The following is a 22,447-nucleotide window of genomic DNA, read 5'->3' as shown; positions in this document are numbered from 1 at the left end:
GCAAAAAGTAAAGAAAATAAAAAAAGGAGGCTAGACAACCTCCTTACCATTTTATCAACCAAAATCTAAATCGCTTATGGAACGAATCCACGTCGATGTATGTAGAAAGTTTAAATTCTTGTGCTTTTGTCAAACTTAACTAAGCAAATTTAGTACCAGTTTGATGAAGCAAAGGTAAGGAAAGATGAAATAAAAAAATCAGCATTTCGCCGTTAAAATTACGTTAAAGTAATATTGAATTGATACTGCAGTACCTACAAGCTATACTAAGCCCCTAATTTTGTATCATTGTTGCTATAGCAAGCATCTATTTTAACAATTTTATGCTGTTCATAGCCATTGATTTATTTAAATTTAGGTCTTACTCAATTTTTGCATGATACCGTTGAAGCGCATTTTCCCTGTCATTGTTGGTCTGATCACCGTCTCTCTCTTTGGAATCATTTATATCCAGGTTAACTGGATAAAAAATGCCATCGTTATTAAGAATAAACAGCTGGATCAACGTGCTGTGGAAGTAGTAGATGAGGTAAGAAAATATTTTCTTTCTCATAGAAGTAACTCTATTCAATTGAAATTCAACAATCAGGTGCCGATCAATGGGCTCACCTTCGATATGCACAGGCCTGTTTACCAAGGAGTTGCAGACCTGTTTTCGCCACAGGATATCCAGAAAGTAATCGTAAACAGCCTGAAACAACATCGACTGGATACCAGTCACTTCGAATTCGCTATCTCCGGACCTGCGCCATTGTCGGGGTTTGTGTCAATGTGGCGTATTCAAACCAAAGACTTCCAGCGGCTTTTTAACCTCCTGAACCAGGATTCGCTTAATCATGTGAAGGACTATAAAATGGTGTTTATTCCGCTGGATCCTCAGCCCACAGCCACACCGGAGCAATTATTCCTGATCATGTCCACACAGGATGAAATTGTAAAACAACTCACCATGATGATTATTGGCGGGGTATGTTTTACGCTGATCATCATCACGGCTTTTGCACTTACCATCCGCACCATGTTGAATCAGAAAAAGTTATCGGAAATTAAATCCGACTTTATCAACAACATGACCCACGAGTTGAAAACACCATTAGCTACCATTTCCCTGGCTATCGATGCCATTGGCAATGAAAAGGTGATGGACAATAAAGATAAGATCCGCTATTTCTCTGGTATCATTAAGGAAGAAAATAAGCGTATGAACAAGCAGGTAGAATCTATTCTGCAGTCTGCCCTCCTGGAAAAAGATGAAATCGGTCTGAAACTCCAGGCCATGGACGTTCATGCGGTAATTCAAAATACCACTGACAACCTTCAATTACAATTAGCCAGCAAAAACGGAGTGGTAGATTTACAATTAGATGCCATCAATCCTGTCATAATGGCTGATGATGTGCATTTCTCCAATGTAATTTTCAATCTCCTGGACAATGCGATTAAATATTCCAAAGACAATCTGGAGGTAGGGATCCAAACTTATAACACCCGCAAAAGCCTGTTCATCGTGATTAGCGACAACGGTATTGGGATGAGCCGCGATACTATTTCACGTATCTTTGAAAAATTCTACCGCGCACATACTGGAAATGTTCATAACGTAAAAGGTTTCGGCCTTGGCCTTAGCTATGTGAAAGCGATTGTAGATGCACATCACGGTAAAATTAAAGTGGAAAGCGTTGTAGGTAAAGGAAGTAAGTTTACCCTCGAGTTTCCACAGGAATAGTAAAGGAATAGCGCATGATTCTGACTGAAAAGGAAACACAACATTTTAAGACGCCGATTGCCGTACCTGGCTTCGGATTATCAATGCAGGAAAAGCTGAAAATGTCCAGGGTACTGGTGATTGGCGCCGGTGGACTCGGAAGTCCAATTATTCAATATCTTGGGGCCAGTGGTATCGGAATTATTGGTATCGCTGATTATGGTACCATAAATACGGAAGATATGCATCGTCAGCCTATCTACCATATGCAGGATATAAAGAAGCATAAAGCTAAAATGGCTGCCAGCCGAATGTATGGCTTTAATCCATATGCAAGGCCTTTCCCGTTACTATTGCAGGCAAAGCCTGAAGCAATGGGCTTCTTGTTAGATGGTTTTGATATTGTGGTAGATTGTACGCAGCATTTGCCTTCTCATCTGTTGATAAATGATGCATGTATTGCTTTCAATAAACCTTTTGTGGTAGGTGAAGTGCATAACTGGCTGGCCTGGTATGGAGGTTTCAATATGCCAATGCTTGACGGCAGCGTATCTGCTTCTTATCGTTGTGCAATGGACATTACCGATGATTACCGCAATTATGATGCAGGTGCATTGGGCTTTACGCATGGAGCTACCGGTATGCATATGGTAACTGATATCATCAAATATTTGATAGAAGTGCCAATGGGTCTTACCAACAAAATCTATGGTATGGACTATCTCCACAATACAACTAAAGTGCATGAACTTACTGCCAATAAGGAATTGATCGAAACAGTAAGAACAAATGGTATCCTGTCCGCAGATGACTACGGACTGGAGATAGTACCAGATGTAGAGGATTAATCTTCCTTTATTTTCAGGACGCTTTTAGCTTCACCCACCTTAAGGTGGTGTTTCATGCCCAGGCGCACGGCGTAGTTTTCGTCCTGGTGGCCGATTGGGAAGTTGAAACAAACAGGGTATTTATAATCTTTTACCATGTTGTGAATGATTTCATATTCAGACTGGCCGAATGGTGTAGCTGTTTCTTTTCCTTCAGTAAAGCCACCAACAACCATTCCGGCCAGTTTATCCAGCCATCCGGCACGTTTCAGGTTATACATCATGCGGTCTACATTGTACCGGTATTCGCCCACATCTTCCAGCAGCAGTATTTTACCCTTTGTGTCTATTTGTGACTTTGAACCAGAAAGATTTGCCAGCATGGAAAGGTTGCCACCAACGAGGATACCGTCTGTACTGCCTTCCTTATTCATTTCATGTTTGGCTGCGGAGTAACTGTATTTCTTTCCTTTGAGGATTTGCTCCAGACTTTGAACATATTCATTCTCAAAGTTTTCTGCTGAAATGCCGTTACACATTAGCGAATGAATGGTGGGGATACCCAGACGTTGCTGAACATGTGCATGTAGTGTGGTTACATCACTGTATCCGCAGAGCCATTTTGGATGTTTACGGAATTTGGTGAAATCGAGTTTATCGAGGATACATACCATACCGTAGCCGCCACGTCCAAAAACAATTGCTTTGATTTCAGGGTCATCCAGCATATCCTGTAATTCTTCCAAACGAAGCTCATCAGGGGCTGAGAAGTTGTGGAAACTGGTACCTACTGTAATTCCGAGATGTACACGATACCCCCAGGAGCGCATCACTTCTGCCGCAAATTCGGCCGCAGCCTGGTCCATTTTGCTGCTGGAGCAGGTAACACCAATTAAATCGCCTTTTTTCAGATATGGCGGAATTTTTACCATTGTAGTTTTGTTTACCTTTGCAAGATTCGTCCCGCTATGTAGTGAGACGCTTGGTCTAAGTTGATGAATGTTATCGGCTATTCCAAAAACAGTGTAATATTTAAATTTTATTTAAGCATTCTTTAAGATAGTATGGGAAAATTTAATAGATATTTAATAACTGCGGCGTTACCGTATGCCAATGGCCCTGTTCATATAGGCCACCTGGCTGGGTGCTATATTCCTGCAGATATTTATGTGCGATATCTCCGCGCTAAAAAAGCTGATGTAAAGTTTGTTTGTGGTACTGACGAACATGGTGTTCCTATCACCATCAAAGCCATGAAGGAAGGCATTACGCCACAGGATGTGGTAGATAAATACCACAAAATTATTGGTGACAGCTTTGCCGCTATGGGTATCTCTTTTGATATCTTTTCCCGCACCAGCAATCAAGTGCATCATCAAACAGCCTCCGATTATTTCCTGAAAATGTATAATGACGGACTGTTTGAAGAAAAAGAATCTGAACAGTTCTACGATCCTAAGGCCAACATGTTCCTGGCCGACAGATATATTATCGGTACCTGCCCTCATTGTGGCAATGATAAAGCCTATGGCGACCAATGTGAGAAATGCGGTAATAGCCTCAGTCCTGATGAACTGATCAACCCGCATTCTGCATTGAGCGACGCTGTTCCCGTAAAGAAAAAAACCAAGCACTGGTACATGCCTTTACAGAACTACGAACCATGGCTGAATGAGTGGCTGATAGAAGGTCATAAAGAGTGGAAGAATAACGTATATGGTCAGTGCAAAAGCTGGTTGTCCAGTGGCTTGCAATCACGTGCTATGACCCGCGACAGCAACTGGGGTATTAAAGTGCCTTTACCAGATGCGGAAGGCAAAGTGCTTTACGTTTGGTTCGACGCGCCTATAGGTTATATTTCTGCTACCAAAGAACTGACTGAAAACTGGGCGGATTACTGGTGTAAAGAAGATACTAAACTGGTACACTTCATTGGTAAAGACAATATCGTTTTCCACTGTATAATTTTCCCTGCGATGTTGAAAGCGCATGGTGGATTTGTACTGCCAGATAACGTACCTGCCAACGAATTCCTGAACCTGGAAGGAGATAAAATTTCTACTTCCAGAAACTGGGCAGTATGGGTAAATGATTACATCGCTGATTTCCCTGATCAACAGGATATCCTGCGCTATGTGCTCACTGCAACTGCACCGGAAACGAAGGATAATGATTTCACTTGGAAAGATTTCCAGACCAGAAATAATAGTGAGCTGTCTGGTAACTTTAGCAACTTTGTATATCGTACGATGGTGTTGATGCACAAGTTATGCGGAGGTAAAGTACCTGCGCTGCATCAAGACGTGGTGAATGAAGAAGATCGTCAAATGCTCGCTGAATTTGCAATAGCAAAAGAAAAAATAGAGAAGGCGATTGAAACGTACAAGTTCAGAGAAGCATTAGCAGAGATCATGGCGTTATCTACAAAAGGTAACCAGTACATGCAGAAAAATGAGCCATGGATTCTTGCCAAGGCAATTGAGAAAATCAATAAAGGCGAGACTCATGACAAGTATACTGCTGCTGATCTGGAAATGTTGCAGAAAAGAATTGATATCTGTCTGCATGTTTGTCTGCAATTAACTGCAAACCTGGCTATCCTCATCAATCCATTCCTTCCATTCACTGCTAAGAAGATGCTGCATATGCTGAAAGTAGTAGAGAAAATGCTGGATTGGGAAAATGCCGGATCAGAAAAATTACTGAGTGTAGGTTATTCTTTACGTGAGCCGGAAATGCTGTTTGCAAGAATTGAGGATGATGTAATCAATGCGCAGCTGGCAAAACTGGAGGCTACCAAACAGCAGAATATCGCTGCTGCACCGGCGACTGCTGAAGAAATTAAGCCTATTGCTCCTTTTAAACCAGAGATCCAGTTTGATGACTTCGCAAAATTGGACCTGCGTGTGGGTACTATCATTAAAGCTGAAAAAGTAGAGAAAGCAGATAAGCTGCTGAAATTACTGGTAGATATTGGATCTGAACAGCGTACAGTTGTTTCTGGAATCGCTATGCACTTCAAACCTGAAGACATTGTAGGTAAACAGGTTACATTAGTGACTAACCTGGCGCCTCGTAAAATGCGTGGTATTGAAAGTCAAGGTATGATCCTGATGGCAGAGGATAACGGTAAACTGGTTTTCGTTAATCCTAACGAAAGTGTAACACCAGGTTCCGGTGTAGCTTGATCTGACTAAATTAATAATATGAATTTTAAGGGCTTAATGCGCTGCTATTGCAGTGTATTAAGCCCTTTCTCTTTTTTGGAGAGATATGACCCTTGTCTGCGGCGAGGGTCTTATCTCCCGATTGGCTGACCTCCCACGGCAGTCAGCCAATCGGGAGATTTAAATCGCATCGATTTTTTTAACATTCCAGCTCATGTTTCTACCTTAAAAAACCCTAAATTCAGGAATCTAAAACTTAGTTTGTATTCACTAACAGATTAAAGCTGGCCTTAATATGCAAAGACACATCAATAAAGTAGCCGTACTGGGCTCAGGGGTTATGGGATCAAGGATTGCCTGTCATTTCGCAGGTATTGGCGTTCAGGTACTGCTGCTGGATATCGCACCAAAAGAACTGAATGATGCTGAGAAGAAGAAAAACCTTACTTTAGAAAGTCCTGCAGTGAGAAACCGGATTGTGAATGATGCCTTACAGGCAGCTATTAAATCAAATCCTTCACCAGTTTTTACGAAAGACGTAGTAAAACGGATCAAAACCGGCAACTTTACGGATGATATGAAAAAGATCGCTGAATGCGACTGGATCATTGAAGTAGTAGTAGAAAATCTCGCTGTTAAAAAAACTGTTTTTGAACAGGTAGAACAATTCCGTAAACCCGGAACATTGATCACCTCCAATACTTCCGGTATTCCGATTCATTTGATGGCGGAAGGCCGTAGTGAAGACTTCCAGAAAAATTTCTGTGGTACTCACTTCTTCAATCCACCGCGCTATCTGCGCCTCCTGGAAATAATTCCTACTCCACATACCGATCCTGCTGTTATAGATTTCCTCATGCATTACGGAGATCTGTACCTGGGTAAAACCACTGTACTGTGTAAAGATACGCCTGCGTTTATCGCTAACCGTGTAGGTGTTTATTCCATCATGGCTATTTTCCATATTATGCAGGAAATGGGCCTGGGAATAGACGAAATCGATGCGCTGACAGGCCCTATCATCGGACGTCCTAAATCCGCTACCTTCCGTACTGCTGACGTAGTAGGTATAGACACGCTTGTGAAAGTAGCAAAAGGAGTACTGGAAAATTGTCCGAATGATGAGGCTATCTCCATCTTTAAGATTCCTGATTTTCTGCAGAAAGTTGTGGATAACAACTGGCTCGGAGATAAAACCGGGCAAGGTTTCTACAAGAAAACCACTGGCCCTGGTGGCAAGGAAATTCTTACCCTCAACCTCCAGACCATGGAATATGGTCCTAAACAAAAAGCAAGGTTTGCGAGTATAGATGCAGCTAAGCCTGTGGAAGACCTGAAACAACGCCTGAAAATACTGGCACATTCTGCTGATAAAGCAGGACAATTTTATCAGCAATTCCATGCTTATCTCTTCGCTTATGTATCTCATCGATTACCAGAAATTGCAGATGATCTGTACAAAGTAGATGATGCAATGAAAGCCGGATTTGGATGGGAAATTGGACCCTTCGAAAGCTGGGATGTGCTGGGAGTAGAAGCTTATGTAAAAACAATTGAAGAGAAAGGACTTACGGTTGCACAATGGGTGAAAGATATGCTGGCTAAAGGTATCAAGTCTTTCTATAAAGTTGATAACGGTAAGAAATTCTATTATGATATTGCCAGCCAGGCTTATAAAACCTTGCCTGGAGAAGGTTCTTTCATCATCCTGGAAAATTATTCCGGTAATGTACTCTGGAAAAATAATGCCAGCAGATTGATAGATCTGGGTGATGGTGTTGTTTGCTTCGATTGGCAGACAAAAATGAATACGATTGGCGGTGAAGTGCTGGAAGGACTCAATAAGGCGGTAGACCGCGCTGAAAAGGATTTCCGCGGATTGGTAGTAGCCAACGATGGCGCTAATTTCTCTGCCGGTGCAAACGTAGGTATGATATTCATGCTGGCGGCAGAACAGGAATATGATGAACTGGATATGGCTGTTCGTTTATTCCAGCGTTCCACTATGCGTTTACGTTATTCAGGCGTTCCGGTAGTAGTGGCACCTCATGCACTTACTTTAGGTGGTGGTTGCGAAATGGCAATTCATGCCGATAAAGTAGTAGCAGCAGCTGAAACATATATAGGTCTCGTAGAACTCGGTGTGGGCTTGATTCCTGGCGGTGGCGGTACCAAAGAAATGGCGCTGCGTGCCAGCAACGAATTCAAAGAAGGCCGTATTGAAGAAGAGCCATTGAAAGACTACTTCATGACCGTGGCTACTGCTAAAGTGGCTACATCCGCCTTTGAAGCTTACGATATGGGTGTGATGAAGAAAGGACATGATGAGGTAGTGATGAACCCTGGCCGTCTCATCGCGGATGCTAAACGCAGCGTGATCGAAATGGCAGATGAAGGATATACCCGTCCTATTGAAAGAACTGATGTGAAGGTAATGGGCCGTAGTGCGCTGGGAGCCTTGCTGGCCGGCATCTACGCCATGAAGTTCGGGAAATATATCTCTGAGCACGATGAAAAGGTAGCACAGAAACTTGCCTACGTGATGTGCGGCGGTGATCTGACTGAACCTACCCTCGTGAGCGAACAGTATCTGCTGGACTTGGAACGCGAAGCATTCCTTAGTCTGTGCGGAGAACGCAAAACCCTGGAAAGATTACAGAGCGTAATCAAAACAGGGAAACCAGTTAGGAACTAATCTATACTATGTCAATATTAACCTTACAAGGCATCTCCAAAAGGTATGGTGCCGTACAGGCGCTGTCAGGTGTATCTTTCGAGGTGCCAGCTGGCAGCGTCTTTGGTGTTTTAGGCCCCAATGGAAGCGGCAAAACCACGCTACTGGGCATTGTCACCGATGTACTCAAAGCAGATAGCGGAAGCTTCCAACTATTCGAAAAGCCAGCTTCCGGCAACGAAAGGCGCAAAATAGGCACCCTGTTGGAAACCCCTAATTTCTATCATTATCTCAGCGCATGGAAGAACCTCGAAATCTCTGCCAGCATCAAACAACATGGCAAAGATGATATCGAACGGGTACTCAAAGTATGCGGACTCTATGAAAGAAAAGATGCAGCCTTCAAGACCTACTCTCTTGGAATGAAACAGCGGCTTGCAATAGCAGGGGTACTCCTAGGGGATCCCGATGTACTCATTCTTGACGAGCCTACTAATGGCCTCGATCCTGCTGGGATAGCTGAAGTACGTACACTCATCCAACAATTGGCAAACAGTGGCAAAACCATTCTGTTAGCGAGTCACTTGCTCGATGAAGTAGAAAAAGTTTGTACCCACGTGGCTATTTTGCAGAAAGGTAACCTGTTGTTGTCAGGACCAGTGAATCAGGTGCTGCAGCGTAATGACTTTATAGAAATGGCAGCTGCCGATAATCAGGCATTAGCCAAGTTATTACTGCAATATCCAGATTGTACTGAAGCTACAGTTGCCGGCGGAAAAGTAATCGCCACTTTCACTGTTACCCCAGATCCGGCTAACATCAACAGCTGGTGCGCTGGACAGGGCATATGGCTGCAACAGCTGCAATTACGTAGAAAGAGTCTTGAAACCGCATTCCTTGAACTGACCCATACCTCTGCCTAATGAAAAAAATAATACTAACTGAATGGCTTAAAGTAAAGAGCTATCGTACCTTTTGGGTCGTGCTGATATTAGCCCTACTAGTGCATATATCAGGAAATGTTTTTGTACAGAAAATACTCGCAGATAGACAACTGAAACCTGCACAGGCACTCCTGGGAAGCCCATTCGACTTCCCGAATTTGTGGCTTACTGTTGCCAGCATATCAAGTTATTTATCTGCCTTGTATGGGTTGCTGTTAATCATACTTGTTACTAACGAATATACCTTCCGCACTAATCGCCAGAATATTATTGATGGCTGGGAACGCAGAGATTTCGTTTATGCGAAACTGTTCTGGTTGTTGAAGATTTCAGGACTCGCACTGGTAGTGACAACACTCATCGGATTGGTAGAAGCACCCGCGAGTACTACTTCTTTCAGCTTTGAAAATTATCATTATGTGCTGATCTATTTCATGCAGGTAGTACTGACGCTTTCCATCGCTTTGGCAATAGCCGTTTACACCAAAAGAGCAGGTATTGCGATCATCATTTTTTTCGCATATACAATGCTCGAACAACCGATAGTGTCGATAATAAAACACTATATCGGAAAGGTGGGTGGATTACTCCCTATCCAAACTGGAGATGAACTGATGCCGCCGCCAATAATAGAAAAGATGATAGCTGTGGAACAGTATCCACTTGCTGTATATTTCATCTTTATGGTGGGATATATCGTACTCGCCATCTGGTTGGTATTCAGAAAGATATTAAAGTCTGATCTATAGCAGTATCTTTATATTTCACATTCTTTTAAAGCGAAATGTTTGGGATAGGACTTAAATTTGTTGGGTAAAGAAAAAACGGAACCATGGCAGAACAGGAAAAAGTAATACTGGTAACAAACGATGATGGCATCACTGCCCCAGGCATACGTGCGCTGGTAGAAGCAGTACGCCCTTTTGGAAAAGTGGTGGTGGTAGCACCAGACAGCCCGCAGTCGGGCATGGGACACGCCATTACAATTGGCGTACCGTTACGTTTGAACCAGGTTACCATCTTTGAAGGCATAGAAGCCTGGCAATGCTCCGGTACGCCGGTAGATTGCGTGAAACTGGCCCGTGATAAGATCCTTGGTGGCCGCAAGCCGGATATTTGTGTGAGTGGTATTAACCATGGCGCTAACCATTCTATCAACGTGATTTATTCAGGAACGATGTCTGCCGCCATGGAAGCTGCTATCGAAGGCATTCCATCTGCAGGGTTCTCTTTCCTGGAATATGATTACGAAGCAGATTTTTCTTTACCAGCAAAAGTAGCCAGAGACGTGGTAGCACGCATGTTGGCGAAGCCTTTGCCTGCTGGCACATTGTTTAATGTGAATATCCCTGTTGTGGATGAGAAAGACTTCAAAGGCATCAGGATAAGTCGTCAGGCAGATGCCAAATGGGTAGAAGAGTTTGATGAAAGAAGAGATCCGCATGGAAAGAAATATTATTGGCTGACAGGAGAGTTCAAGAATCGTGATACAGGAGAAGATACAGATGTCTGGGCGTTGGAAAATAATTACGCTTCGCTGGTGCCTGTTCAGTTTGATCTGACCAACTATAAGATGAAAGAAAAACTGGAAGAAGAGTGGAAAGACTTATAACCCTCTTCTGTCAGGAATTCATTTTATCGCCATTATAACTAAAATATGCTTAAAAAAGACAATCTACCATTAGGAATTGTGCTTGGGCTAATTACACCTGTCCTTGCCTTTTTCGTGTATTATCTGGTAGCAGTGATGCCTAAAAACATCGACCTGTGGAACTTTATCGGACAGCTGAAAGAAAACCGTCAGTTGATTCCTAAATTAGTCAGCATCTGCCTCTTATTGAATGGGGTAGTGTTTTACCTTTATACCAGAGAAAGAAGAGATATTACTGCAAAAGGAATATTTCTGGTAACCATGCTGTATGCAATTGCTATACTCATGTTGAAACTGATCAGATAATTTTTAATAGTAACGGGATTGAAATATTATATCATTGCGGGAGAGGCTTCAGGAGATTTACATGGCAGTAACCTGATCAAACAGTTGAGATTGCAAGACCAGACAGCGGATATTCGCGGCTGGGGTGGTGATCTGATGGAGGCTGCCGGTGTTAATATCGTTAAGCACTACAAAGAGTTGGCGTTTATGGGATTTGTGGAAGTAGTGATGAACCTCCGTACCATTCTGCGCAATATGGACGCCTGTAAGAAGGACATCGCTGCTTTTAAGCCTGATGTACTGATACTGGTGGATTATCCTGGATTTAACATGCGGATTGCTGAGTGGGCCAAATCAGAAGGCTACAAGGTGGTCTATTATATCTCTCCGCAGGTATGGGCATGGAAAGAAAACAGGGTGAAGAAAATCAGACATACAGTAGATAAAATGCTGTGTATCCTGCCATTTGAACAGGAGTTTTACCACAAATGGAACTTTGAGGTAGAATATGTAGGACATCCGTTGGTCGAGGTTATAAAGGCCGAAAAAGCCAAACCTGCTGAAACGCCATTGTCAGATAAGCCTATCATTGCAGTGCTGCCTGGCAGCCGTAAGCAGGAAGTTAGCGTGAAACTACCTATTATGCTTACTATGGCCAAGCATTTTCCGGAATACCAGTTCGTAGTGGCGCAAGCCCCTAGTCTTGATGATCACTTTCTGGAAAGCCTCATCGGTCAGCATCCTAATGTTTCTAAAGTAAAAGGTAAAACCTATTCATTGTTGCGTCAGGCAACCGCCGCACTGGTAACTTCCGGTACTGCTACCCTCGAAACAGCATTGTTTGGTGTTCCTGAAATCGTTTGCTATAAAGGAAATCCGGTTTCGTATATCCTGGCTAAAAATCTCATTAAAGTAAAATACATCTCTCTGGTAAACCTGGTGATGGATAAGCTGGTGGTAAAAGAGCTGATTCAGAACGATCTGACAGAAGCCAACCTGCTAAAGGAGCTTACCGCTTTATTGAAAGATGATCAGCGTCGCCAGGAGCTGGCCGCCGACTATGCCGCATTGTGGCATAAACTGGGCGAAAAGGACGCTTCCCGCCGCGCTGCTACTGTGATCTATGAATATGCACAGGAGCCCCGCTAACAGCAAATAATGCAATTCAAATATAGAAAGGATCTGCCTATAGGCAGATCCTTTCTTGTTTAATGTCTTCTCAATAACTTGAAAATTAAAATTATTATCGCAATAACAAAGAGGATGATGCTAATGCGGTTCATCCCATGCATCATGGCCACATAACGGGTTTTAGGTGCATTAGGATCTTTTTTTCCTATATAGAAGTAACGTAAAATTTGTTGCCAGATACTTTTCATCTAACAAAGATCGTAAAACTATTATTCCTTATTCCCGTGAGATTGTTATTTTTGAAGCTACCGAAATTCTATTCCATGAACATTAGCAACATAGGTCGCTTCTTTACAGTGGTCTTTTTTTTAATGGGTTTTACTAAATCGATTTACTCACAGGAAATACAACTCAGCAGCGGCTGGGAATTTGCCCGTGCAGATGAAAAAATATGGCGCCCCGCCACTGTTCCTGGCACTGTCCATACTGATCTCCTGGCACAGCATCTCATCCCTGACCCGTTTAAAGGTACCAACGAGAAAAACGTTCAATGGGTTGATAAAAAAGATTGGGAATATCATACAAAATTGCCTGTGACAGCCGAAATGCTTAAACAGGACGTCATAGAGCTGGAATTCAAAGGATTGGATACCTACGCCTCCATTTATGTCAATGATCAATTGGTAAAGGAAACGGATAATATGTTCCTCGCTTATATCATCGACATAAAAAAGTATTTGAAACAAGGCGAGAATACACTGACAGTTAAATTCATGAGCCCAATAAAGCATGATATGCCTTTCTTCCTGAGAGATCATGTGATATACCCGGCAGGCAATGATGCATCTGATATGCCGTTGAGTGTTTATGCGCGTAAAGCACCTTACCACTATGGCTGGGATTGGGGCCCAAGGCTCGTTACCAGTGGTATCTGGCGCCCGGTAATTCTTCGTGCATGGAGCAACGCCATTATCCGTGATGTGACATATACCACCAGCCTGCAAGGAAAAAAAGCGCATGTGGATATGAATATAACGGTATCGGCTACACGTAAAGGAAACTATACGCTCATTCCTTCCTTTAAATTTATGAATAAGGAGATATTAACGTCTGTTCAATCTCATCTGTTTAATAATGTCAGCATCCCTGTAACACTGTCCACTGGCGACTTCTCATCCGCCGCTTCGTTTGATGTAGACGCACCGCAGCTCTGGTGGCCTAATGGCATGGGTGAACAACATTTATATGATGCTACTGTTTCATTATTGAAAGACAAAGACGTATTGTCTGTTAAAAATAAAAAAGTCGGGCTACGTAGTATAGAAATTGTAAATAAACCAGATAGCGCAGGGGAAAGCTTCTACGTGAAAGTCAATGGGAGAGCTACTTTCATGAAAGGCGCCAATTACATTCCGCAAGATAATTTTCTACCAAGAGTAACACCTGAAAAATACCAGCAGCTATTCCGCGATATGCAGGAAAGCAATTTTAATATGGTGCGCGTATGGGGTGGTGGTATTTATGAAGATGATCTTTTTTATGACCTGGCAGATAAAACCGGTATGCTGGTATGGCAGGATTTCCTCTTTGCATGTACCTTATACCCTGGTGATAAAAATTTTCTTGATAACGTAAAAGCTGAAGCTATTTACAATATCAACCGATTGAAAAGTCATCCTTCACTCGCGCTATGGTGCGGCAATAATGAAGTTGGCGTAGCGATAAAAAACTGGGGCTGGAAAGACGGTTACGCCTATACGGATGAGCAATGGACGCAGCTTCAGCAGGATTATGATAAATTATTCAAAGACTTGCTCCCTTCCCTCGTGAATAAATATGATGCAGGCAGATTTTATTTTGCTTCTTCTCCAATCAGCAACTGGGGTACAAAAGAAGACTTTACCAAAGGTGATAACCACTACTGGGGCGTATGGCATGGAATGGAATGGTTCGAGGCATTCAACGAGCGTATCCCGCGTTTCATGAGCGAATACGGTTTCCAGTCTTTCCCAAGTCTGGAAACGATCGATAGCTTTGCTACCAAAGAAGATTACCACATTTTCTCGAATGTAATGCAGTCGCATCAGAAGAGCCCTGCCAAAGGTAATACTGCTATAAAAATATACATGGACCACTATTATCGTCAGCCAAAGGATTTCTCTTCTTTTGTTTATCTGAGCCAGGTTTTACAGGCAGAAGGTATGAAGATGGCGATAGAAGCACATCGCAGAAATATGCCTTATTGCATGGGTACTTTGTACTGGCAGCTGAATGATGTATGGCCTGGCCCAAGCTGGTCAGGAAGAGATTATTATGGCAGATGGAAAGCCTTGCAGTATTATGCCAAACGAGCGTTTGAGCCGGTAATACTTTCTACTGTTGAAGAAAATAATAAGCTCAAAACTTATCTCATCGCGGATGCGATTAAAGCACAGGATGCAGTAGTAGAAATGAAGCTGATGGATCTCTCCGGAAATATCATCTGGGAGAAAAAAACTGCCCGGATTAAATTACAGGAAGATAAAAGTCTGTTGGTAAATGAAGTGCCGGTAGATGAGATTTTAAAAGGGAAAGGCCGCAAAGAGGTAATATTCTATGCGCAATTGTTAATAAACGGTAATGTAAAGAGTCCTAATATCTTTTATTTTGCAAAAGCGAAAGATTTGGACCTCCCTGCGCCGAGCATAAGTGTGTTGTGTAAAGCTGGCGCCGAAGGAGAGGTAAATCTTCATATAAAATCAGATAAGCTCGCGAGAAATATACGCTTATCGTTAAACGGAACAATTGACCATGAACACTTCCAGGATAATTATTTTGATTTACTTCCTGGAGAAGAAAAAGTAGTGAAGCTGAATACTTACCGCAAACCTGAGATTATTCAGCCATTGGTAAACGTCACCTCTTTGGTAGACTCTTATAAAAAATAACTATGCGTAAACTTTTAGTGGCCGCCGGCTTTGCATTGCTAAGTGTTAATGCAGCGCTGGCCCAGGAACAAGAGCCTCCTTATGTACCCGAAACTGACAAGGCTGTAGTACAGAAACTGGATGAATGGCAAGATTGGAAATTTGGGATGATTATTCACTGGGGGCCTTATTCTCAATGGGGCGTTGTGGAATCATGGAGCCTTTGTCCGGAAGATGAAGGCTGGACCCAGCGCAAGCCATATGGTATTCCATATTACGAATACCTGAAAAAATATGAAGCACTTGGTAAGAGCTTTAATCCTGTACATTTCAATCCTGAACATTGGGCAAAAGCTGCTGCTGATGCAGGTATGAAATATGTGGTATTTACAACCAAACACCATGATGGTTACTGTATGTTTGATACCAAGCAGACAGACTATCGTGTCACCGCACCGGATGGAGCTTTTAGCAAAAATCCTCGTGCGAATATTGCCAAAGAAGTATTCAATGCTTTTCGTAAAGAAGGTATCCATGCAGGTGCTTATTTCTCTAAGCCTGACTGGCATACTGAATACTACTGGTGGAGTTATTTCCCGCCTCGCGACAGAAACGTTAACTACGACGTAGAGAAATATCCAGAGAGATGGAATCAGTTTAAACAATATACTTATAATCAGATTGAAGAACTGATGACAGGTTATGGTAAACTGGATATCCTATGGTTAGATGGTGGTTGGGTACGCCCGCTGAAACAGCAGACCAAAGAATCCCTATCTTGGAGCAAATCAGCACCGCAGAACCAGGATATTGACATGGGTAAGATTGCGACTATGGCGCGTAGTCACCAGCCTGGTTTGATTGTGGTTGATCGTAGTGTGCATGGTCCATATGAAAACTATCGTACACCTGAGCAACAGATCCCTGATAAACCGCTGGATTATCCATGGGAAACCTGCATGACAATGGGTGGTTCCTGGTCTTATGTGCCAGATGATAAGTACAAATCAGTGAATGTTTTGATTCATAACCTGGTAGATATCGTTGCAAAAGGTGGTAATTATCTGTTAAACGTGGGTCCTGGCCCTGATGGTGAACTGCATGATGCTGCCTATACCACTATGAAAGGCATTGGCGAATGGATTCATATCAACGGAGATGCGATTTATGGCACTCGTGCCGTAGCGCCTTACAAAGATGGTAAAGTATGTTTCACCCGTAAGAAAGATGGAGCGGTGTATGCGATCTATATGCTGGATGAAGGGGAGAAGGTACCTGCAACTATTTCTTTCGCGGGATTAACACCTGCTAAGAAAGCACATGTGGAAATCCTTGGTGCTTCCGGAAATCTGGTGTGGAAAACTGTGAATGGAAAAACAGTTATTAATATACCTACTTCTTTGCAGAACAAAGGTTTAAAGCATGCTGTAGCTATTCGTTTGTCTGCTGTGGATAAACTGTGATTGTAATGTGAATTTATGTGAATAGTGAAAGCCGTGTCTACCAAGTAGACACGGCTTTTTTTGTTTTTGGGAAGAAATATGATGGATCATGTAAAATACGTTCAGTTGGTCTGTTTTAGTATGGTGGCGGTTTTGAGTGACCTTATTTTGAAATGTGGATATCTTGTTATTATGTGATTGGTTTATGTTAATAAATATAACAACGAGCATTTTGATCCTATCAGTCTTTTTTTTGCTTTTATACGTACATAATGAAAAGCCCCGGATAGATTGTTCGATAGTAGATGTACTGAAATGATCCGTATCAGGATGATTTGAGTTTGATTAACGACTGATTAACTGTATAGGATCGGAATTTTATAAAACTTGCAGCAATGATTGCATGTAAGGACCGGAAACCACAGGGTAACCATATCAAGATGAGTGTTTTACGATACAAACTGTGTTCACAAAGCCCCCATTGATCTATGAATAAGAACCCGAAAATTTTATTGGTCGAAGATGATAAGATATTTGGCGCCATGGTAAAACGCAGGCTGGAGGAAGCCGGTTTCCGTGTCGAACATTATATGGATGGATCTGAAGCCTGGGAAGTTTACCAGCATGAACGCTTTGATGTTTGCCTGTTGGATATTGTGCTGCCGGGAATGAATGGCTTTGAACTGGCAAAACTCATCAGGGCAAAGAGTTCTCTCGTGTGCATTATTTTCTTCTCCGCAGAACGTACTGATGATACCGACCGAATAGCGTCTTTCAAAATTGGAGGAGATACTTATCTGACCAAGCCATTCAATATCATGGAGTTAATGCGCCGGATCCTGGTGTTTTTGAAATATTCCAGACCGGTTCGAAACGACTTATTGCTGGCGCATACTGTTGGCAACTTTACCTTTCACTACAGGCGACTGAAAGTGATCGATAACACAACGAAATTTCCTGTGGGCAGGCTTTCGCCCATGGAAGCCAAAGTAATACGCTATTTTCTTAGTCGCCCCAACGTAATCATCCGCCGGGATGAGCTGTTAATAAAGGTTTGGGGAAAGGATGATTTGCAAAACAGCCGCAGTATGGATGTTTACGTAACAAAAGTCCGTAAGCAGATAAAGGATTTCCTTGAAGGGTTTGAACTGGAGACTTATCACAATGCTGGTCTCAGGCTGAAAGTGCCGCCAGATAAGGTGATTGAAAGGGTCGCTGTACCACTGAAGAACCCGATAAGGTTATGAATCCCCGTATTTACTGCATTTCCATAGCTGTTTTTCTTTCAGATTATATTTAATCGTAACTTTAAGGCAATGGAAACAGTGGTAGTTCAAAAATATAATCTAGACGAAGAGCAGGAAAAAAAAGAAATCGTACGTCATTACCGGGCTTTACTCAGGGCGTTGAAACCGCGACTGAAAAAAGGCGATAGAGAATTGGTACGTACTGCCTTTGAAATGGCAGCGGATGCCCACAAGGAAATGAGACGCAAATCAGGCGAGCCTTATATCCTTCACCCGCTGGCAGTAGCACAAATATGCGTGGAAGAAATCGGACTCGGTGTCCGTTCTGCCATCTGCGCACTCTTACACGATACCGTAGAAGATACCGAAGTAACACTGGAAGATATCGCCAGAGAATTCGGGTCAGAAATATCACATATCGTTGACGGCCTTACGAAAATCAGTACCGTCATTGATTCCAGTACCAGCACCGCTCAGGCGGAAAACTTCAAGAAAATATTACTCACCCTCGCTGATGACCCAAGGGTAATCCTCATCAAACTGGCCGACAGGTTGCACAACATGCGTACCCTCGACAGCATGAGTCGTGAGAAACAATTGAAAATTGCCTCTGAAACAGTATTTATCTATGCCCCACTGGCACACCGCCTCGGTTTATACAATATCAAATCCGAGATGGAAGACCTGGCAATGAAATATACTGAACAGCAAACCTATAAAGACATTGCCCGTAAACTCAAAGAAACCAAGCGTGAACGTACCCGCTATATCAATGAGTTTATCAAACCTATCAAAGAAGTACTTCAGGAAGAAGGATTCAATTTTGAAATCTATGGCAGACCAAAATCTATCCATTCTATCCACAATAAAATTAAAACGAAAGGGGTAAGCTTCGAGGAAGTATATGATCTTTTTGCGATCCGTATTATCATGGATAGCCCGATAGATAAGGAAAAAGCAGATTGTTGGAAGGTATACTCCATCATCACCGATTTCTATCATCCGAGTCCTGAACGTACCCGCGACTGGCTTAGTAATCCCAAATCCAATGGCTATGAGGCTTTGCATGTTACAGTGATGGGCCCTCAAGGTAAATGGGTAGAAGTGCAGATTCGTTCCAAACGTATGAACGACTACGCTGAAAAAGGGGTGGCGGCACACTGGCGCTACAAAGAAGGCAGTACCCAACCACAACAGGAATCTAAATTTGACCAATGGTTTACCCAGATCCGCGAGATCCTCAGTAACCCGGATTCAAATACATTGGACTTCCTGGCCGATTTCAAAAGCAATCTCTTTACTGAAGAGATCTATGTATACACACCAAAAGGTGACCTGAAAATATTGCCAGTAGGCTCTACAGCCTTGGATTTTGCCTATTCCATCCACAGTGCAGTAGGTAATAAATGTATTGGTGCCAAAGTGAATTATAAGCTGGTGCCACTTAGCCATAAACTCCGCAGTGGCGACCAGGTAGAAATTATTACGTCCAACAAGCAAAAGCCTTCTGAAGACTGGCTGAACTTTGTGCTTACTGCCAAAGCCAAGTCCAAAATCAAAGATGCGCTGAAGGAAGAAAAACGTAAAGTGGCCATGGACGGGAAAGCTGCGCTGGAGCGTAAGCTGGATCACATGAAGATCACTGCCAGCCAGTATAATATTAATGAGCTGACGCAATTTTATAAACAACCATCTGCACTCGACCTGTATTATCAGATCGCAGTGAAGAATATAGACCTGAGAGAACTAAAGGAATTTACGCTCCTCGGAGATAAACTCGACGCCCCCAAACCTGCGCCTGTTAAACAACCGGAGCATGTGGCGGAAGATCAGGTTAAACATCAGATCCCAACGAAAAAAGATGCAGAGCTGATCATTTTTGGCGAAAGCTCTGATCGTATCGCCTACAAGCTGGCTAATTGTTGCCGCCCGATTCCAGGCGACGATGTATTCGGTTTCATTACCGCTAGCGAAGGCCTGAAAATCCATCGTACCAACTGCCCGAATGCCGCACAGCTGCTGGCTAATTACGGACACCGTGTAGTAAAAACAAAATGGGTTAAAAATCGTGAAATCTCTTTCCTCACTGGTTTACGTATAATAGGAATGGATGATGTGGGAGTTATCCACAAAATCACCAATATCATATCCGGTGAGCTAAAAGTAAATATCTCGGCCCTGAGTATTGAGTCAAAAGAAGGCTTATTTGAGGGGTTGATCAAAGTATATGTGCACGACAAGGAAGAATTGGACGAGCTGGTAGAAAGGCTTAAAAAACTGGATGGAATTCAGTCTGTACAACGTTTGGAAGAATCCTGATTTTTTCGGAAAATCATAAACAAGGATCTTCGGTCTTATAATTTTCTCAGAATATTTTAATATTTTTCCTGATATCGGGGGATGCATGCGTCATCTCCCGATATCGGAATTTTCGGGCCAGTCATGGTTGGGCGGAAACATACCGGCATGGGTGTTTGCTGTTTTTCGTCATGTGAGAAATTCAAGCTAGGAACGTGTAGAAATTTGTAATTGTTATAATTCGCTTTAATTTTGCGACTTCTTTTAAAGCAACAACCTCCGATAAATAATTAAATCATTATGGTAGACGTTTTGTTAGGCCTGCAATGGGGCGACGAAGGTAAAGGTAAAATTGTGGACTATTTTGCCGGTAAGTACGACGTGATAGCCCGCTTCCAGGGCGGCCCGAACGCAGGGCATACACTGTATGTGAATGGCCAGAAAGTAGTTTTGCGCACAATTCCTTCAGGTGTATTCCATGAAAACACCATCAATCTCATTGGTAATGGCGTGGTTTTGGACCCAGTAGCCTTCAAAAAAGAAAGCGAGGATATCTCCGCATTGGGCATTGACCTGACAAAAAATCTTTTCATAGCTGAAAAGACACACATCATCGTTCCTACCCACCGTGCACTGGATAAAGCGTCTGAAATGGCCAAAGGAAACGATAAAATCGGTTCCACACTGAAAGGTATCGGCCCAGCATACATGGATAAAACCGGTAGAAATGGCCTGCGTGTTGGTGATGTGATGTCCGCGGATTTTGAAGCACTGTATGGTAAACTGAAAGCCAAACACCTGGAATTATTGTCTCATTACGATAGCAGCGAGTTCAGCGATGATATTGCTGCATGGGAAGCTGAATTCTTCGATGCTGTAAAATTCCTGAGAACCATGAACGTGGTAGCAGGTGAATATTTCATCAACGAAAAACTGAAAGCTGGTAAAAAAGTACTGGCAGAAGGCGCACAGGGCTCTATGCTCGACGTTGATTTTGGTACCTATCCTTTTGTAACTTCTTCTAATACAATATCGGCTGGTGTCTGCAATGGCCTTGGTATTGCACCACAGTGGATCAAAGAAGTAATTGGTGTTACCAAAGCTTATTGTACCCGCGTTGGTAGCGGTCCTTTCCCTACCGAACTGCATGATGCAACTGGTGAACAACTGCGTGCAGCAGGACACGAATTTGGTGCAGTAACCGGCCGTCCTCGTCGTTGTGGCTGGATTGACCTGGTAGCGCTGAACTATACCTGCATGCTGAGTGGTGTTACCCAACTGGTAATGACTAAATCAGACGTACTTGATGAGTTTGATGAAGTATTGGCTTGTACCGCCTATGAAATTAATGGCCAACAAACAAAACAACTGCCGTTCCAACTCACTGGATTAGACGTAAAACCTGTGTATGAAACATTCCCAGGTTGGACAGATAAAACTTCTACGTGCAAGCAATTCAATGAGTTACCAAATGAAATGAAATCATTTGTATCTTCCGTAGAGAAATATCTTGCCGTTCCCGTGAAATACGTTTCCAACGGGCCAGGACGTGACCAGATTCTCGAGCAGTAGTTGCAAAAAATTACGGAAAAAAAACGGCAAAAAAAATTTGGCGAATAAAAAAAACTATTAAAACTTTACGGCAAAGAAATAAGTGAACCTATTATGAAATCAAAATCTGATAAAGAGAAAGAGATTAAAAAAACTACTTCTCCTAAGACTGCAAAAGACGCTCCTAAAGCTGCGGCCAAGCCTAAGAAAGAGGTGGATGAAGATGATGAGGATGAGGATGATGAGGAGGAAACCACTTCCAAAGCATCTCCCAAAAAATCAGATAAATCCCCTTCTAAATCTAAACGTAAGTCAGACGATGACGATGATGATGACGAGGATGGAGATGACGAAGACCTGGATGATGCAGATGACGCCTGGGAAAAAGGTGAAGACGAAGACTATGATCCAGACTTCGAAGAATTCGACATGCCTAAGTCCAAAGGTAAACGCGGCCGTCCAAGTACCAAAAAATCAGAAGAAGACGATGACCTCGGCTTTGATGATGAATTCAAAGACATGGATCTCTTCAACGACCGTGGCTTTGATGATGACGATGACGATTTTTAAGCATTAAAAGAGATTATTATCAGGATTTTTCACATTTTCCCGGTTGATG

General features: G+C 42.7%; 17 protein-coding genes. 15 read left to right on the top strand and 2 right to left on the bottom strand.

Translation table 11 applies throughout. The features are described 5' to 3' along the window. Positions 1-376 precede the first annotated feature (376 nt). Together ACE38W_RS08215 and ACE38W_RS08210 are read left to right on the top strand one after the other, a co-directional pair. A complete protein-coding gene (locus ACE38W_RS08215; RefSeq protein ID WP_375829987.1) occupies positions 377-1,726 on the top strand; it encodes a sensor histidine kinase in 1,350 nt (449 codons plus the stop codon). 14 nt (positions 1,727-1,740) lie between these two features. Continuing rightward, positions 1,741-2,553, top strand: coding sequence for a ThiF family adenylyltransferase (locus ACE38W_RS08210; protein ID WP_375829985.1), 813 nt, complete (start codon positions 1,741-1,743; stop codon positions 2,551-2,553). On the opposite strand, the gene ACE38W_RS08205 is transcribed toward ACE38W_RS08210, so the two are convergent. Further along, complete coding sequence (locus tag ACE38W_RS08205) at positions 2,550-3,464, bottom strand: LD-carboxypeptidase (protein ID WP_375829983.1); 915 nt, start codon at positions 3,462-3,464, stop codon at positions 2,550-2,552. The genes ACE38W_RS08210 and ACE38W_RS08205 overlap by 4 nt on opposite strands. Before the next feature lie 132 nt (positions 3,465-3,596). Between ACE38W_RS08205 and metG the strand changes: the two genes are divergently transcribed. The 7 genes from metG to lpxB all read left to right on the top strand — a co-directional run bounded on the left by metG (position 3,597) and on the right by lpxB (position 12,402). Beyond that, positions 3,597-5,720: a methionine--tRNA ligase gene (gene metG / locus ACE38W_RS08200; protein ID WP_375829981.1), complete on the top strand. Its 2,124-nt coding sequence runs from the start codon at positions 3,597-3,599 to the stop codon at positions 5,718-5,720. Between the two features lie 274 nt (positions 5,721-5,994). Next, entirely contained in the window at positions 5,995-8,394 is a 2,400-nt protein-coding gene (locus ACE38W_RS08195; protein ID WP_375829979.1) for a 3-hydroxyacyl-CoA dehydrogenase NAD-binding domain-containing protein, read from the top strand. 8 nt (positions 8,395-8,402) lie between these two features. Further along, positions 8,403-9,296, top strand: a complete 894-nt coding sequence (locus ACE38W_RS08190; RefSeq protein WP_375829978.1) for an ABC transporter ATP-binding protein — start codon at positions 8,403-8,405, stop codon at positions 9,294-9,296. Further along, positions 9,296-10,066: an ABC transporter permease gene (locus ACE38W_RS08185; protein ID WP_375829976.1), complete on the top strand. Its 771-nt coding sequence runs from the start codon at positions 9,296-9,298 to the stop codon at positions 10,064-10,066. Before ACE38W_RS08190 ends, ACE38W_RS08185 begins: the two co-directional genes overlap by 1 nt. A gap of 83 nt (positions 10,067-10,149) precedes the next feature. After that, a complete protein-coding gene (surE, locus tag ACE38W_RS08180; protein ID WP_375829975.1) occupies positions 10,150-10,929 on the top strand; it encodes a 5'/3'-nucleotidase SurE in 780 nt (259 codons plus the stop codon). 45 nt (positions 10,930-10,974) lie between these two features. Continuing rightward, the gene (locus ACE38W_RS08175; RefSeq protein WP_375829974.1) at positions 10,975-11,274 is read left to right on the top strand and encodes a hypothetical protein; all 300 of its coding nucleotides are present in this window, start codon (positions 10,975-10,977) and stop codon (positions 11,272-11,274) included. A gap of 18 nt (positions 11,275-11,292) precedes the next feature. Beyond that, entirely contained in the window at positions 11,293-12,402 is a 1,110-nt protein-coding gene (gene lpxB, locus ACE38W_RS08170) for a lipid-A-disaccharide synthase (RefSeq protein ID WP_375829972.1), read from the top strand. A gap of 59 nt (positions 12,403-12,461) precedes the next feature. Here the strand turns inward: lpxB and ACE38W_RS08165 are convergent, their stop codons facing one another. Beyond that, a complete protein-coding gene (locus ACE38W_RS08165) occupies positions 12,462-12,632 on the bottom strand; it encodes a DUF6728 family protein (RefSeq protein ID WP_375829970.1) in 171 nt (56 codons plus the stop codon). 75 nt (positions 12,633-12,707) lie between these two features. On the opposite strand from ACE38W_RS08165, the gene ACE38W_RS08160 reads away from it, so the two are divergent. From ACE38W_RS08160 to ACE38W_RS08135, 6 genes are all read left to right on the top strand, one after another. Beyond that, positions 12,708-15,311, top strand: coding sequence for a glycoside hydrolase family 2 protein (locus ACE38W_RS08160; protein WP_375829969.1), 2,604 nt, complete (start codon positions 12,708-12,710; stop codon positions 15,309-15,311). 2 nt (positions 15,312-15,313) lie between these two features. Continuing rightward, on the top strand, positions 15,314-16,753 hold the full coding sequence (locus ACE38W_RS08155; protein WP_375829967.1) for an alpha-L-fucosidase: 1,440 nt from the start codon (positions 15,314-15,316) through the stop codon (positions 16,751-16,753). A gap of 467 nt (positions 16,754-17,220) precedes the next feature. Continuing rightward, a complete protein-coding gene (locus ACE38W_RS08150) occupies positions 17,221-17,979 on the top strand; it encodes a response regulator transcription factor (RefSeq protein WP_375829965.1) in 759 nt (252 codons plus the stop codon). Between the two features lie 69 nt (positions 17,980-18,048). After that, on the top strand, positions 18,049-20,298 hold the full coding sequence (locus ACE38W_RS08145) for a RelA/SpoT family protein (RefSeq protein WP_375829964.1): 2,250 nt from the start codon (positions 18,049-18,051) through the stop codon (positions 20,296-20,298). A 279-nt stretch (positions 20,299-20,577) separates the two neighbouring features. Beyond that, entirely contained in the window at positions 20,578-21,849 is a 1,272-nt protein-coding gene (locus ACE38W_RS08140) for an adenylosuccinate synthase (RefSeq protein ID WP_375829962.1), read from the top strand. A gap of 93 nt (positions 21,850-21,942) precedes the next feature. Beyond that, positions 21,943-22,398, top strand: coding sequence for a hypothetical protein (locus tag ACE38W_RS08135; protein WP_375829960.1), 456 nt, complete (start codon positions 21,943-21,945; stop codon positions 22,396-22,398). Positions 22,399-22,447: the final 49 nt, after the last annotated feature.

This window comes from Chitinophaga sp. Hz27 (assembly GCF_042263525.1).
Taxonomy (GTDB): domain Bacteria; phylum Bacteroidota; class Bacteroidia; order Chitinophagales; family Chitinophagaceae; genus Chitinophaga.
This window is presented reverse-complemented; position numbering and strand designations above follow the sequence as displayed.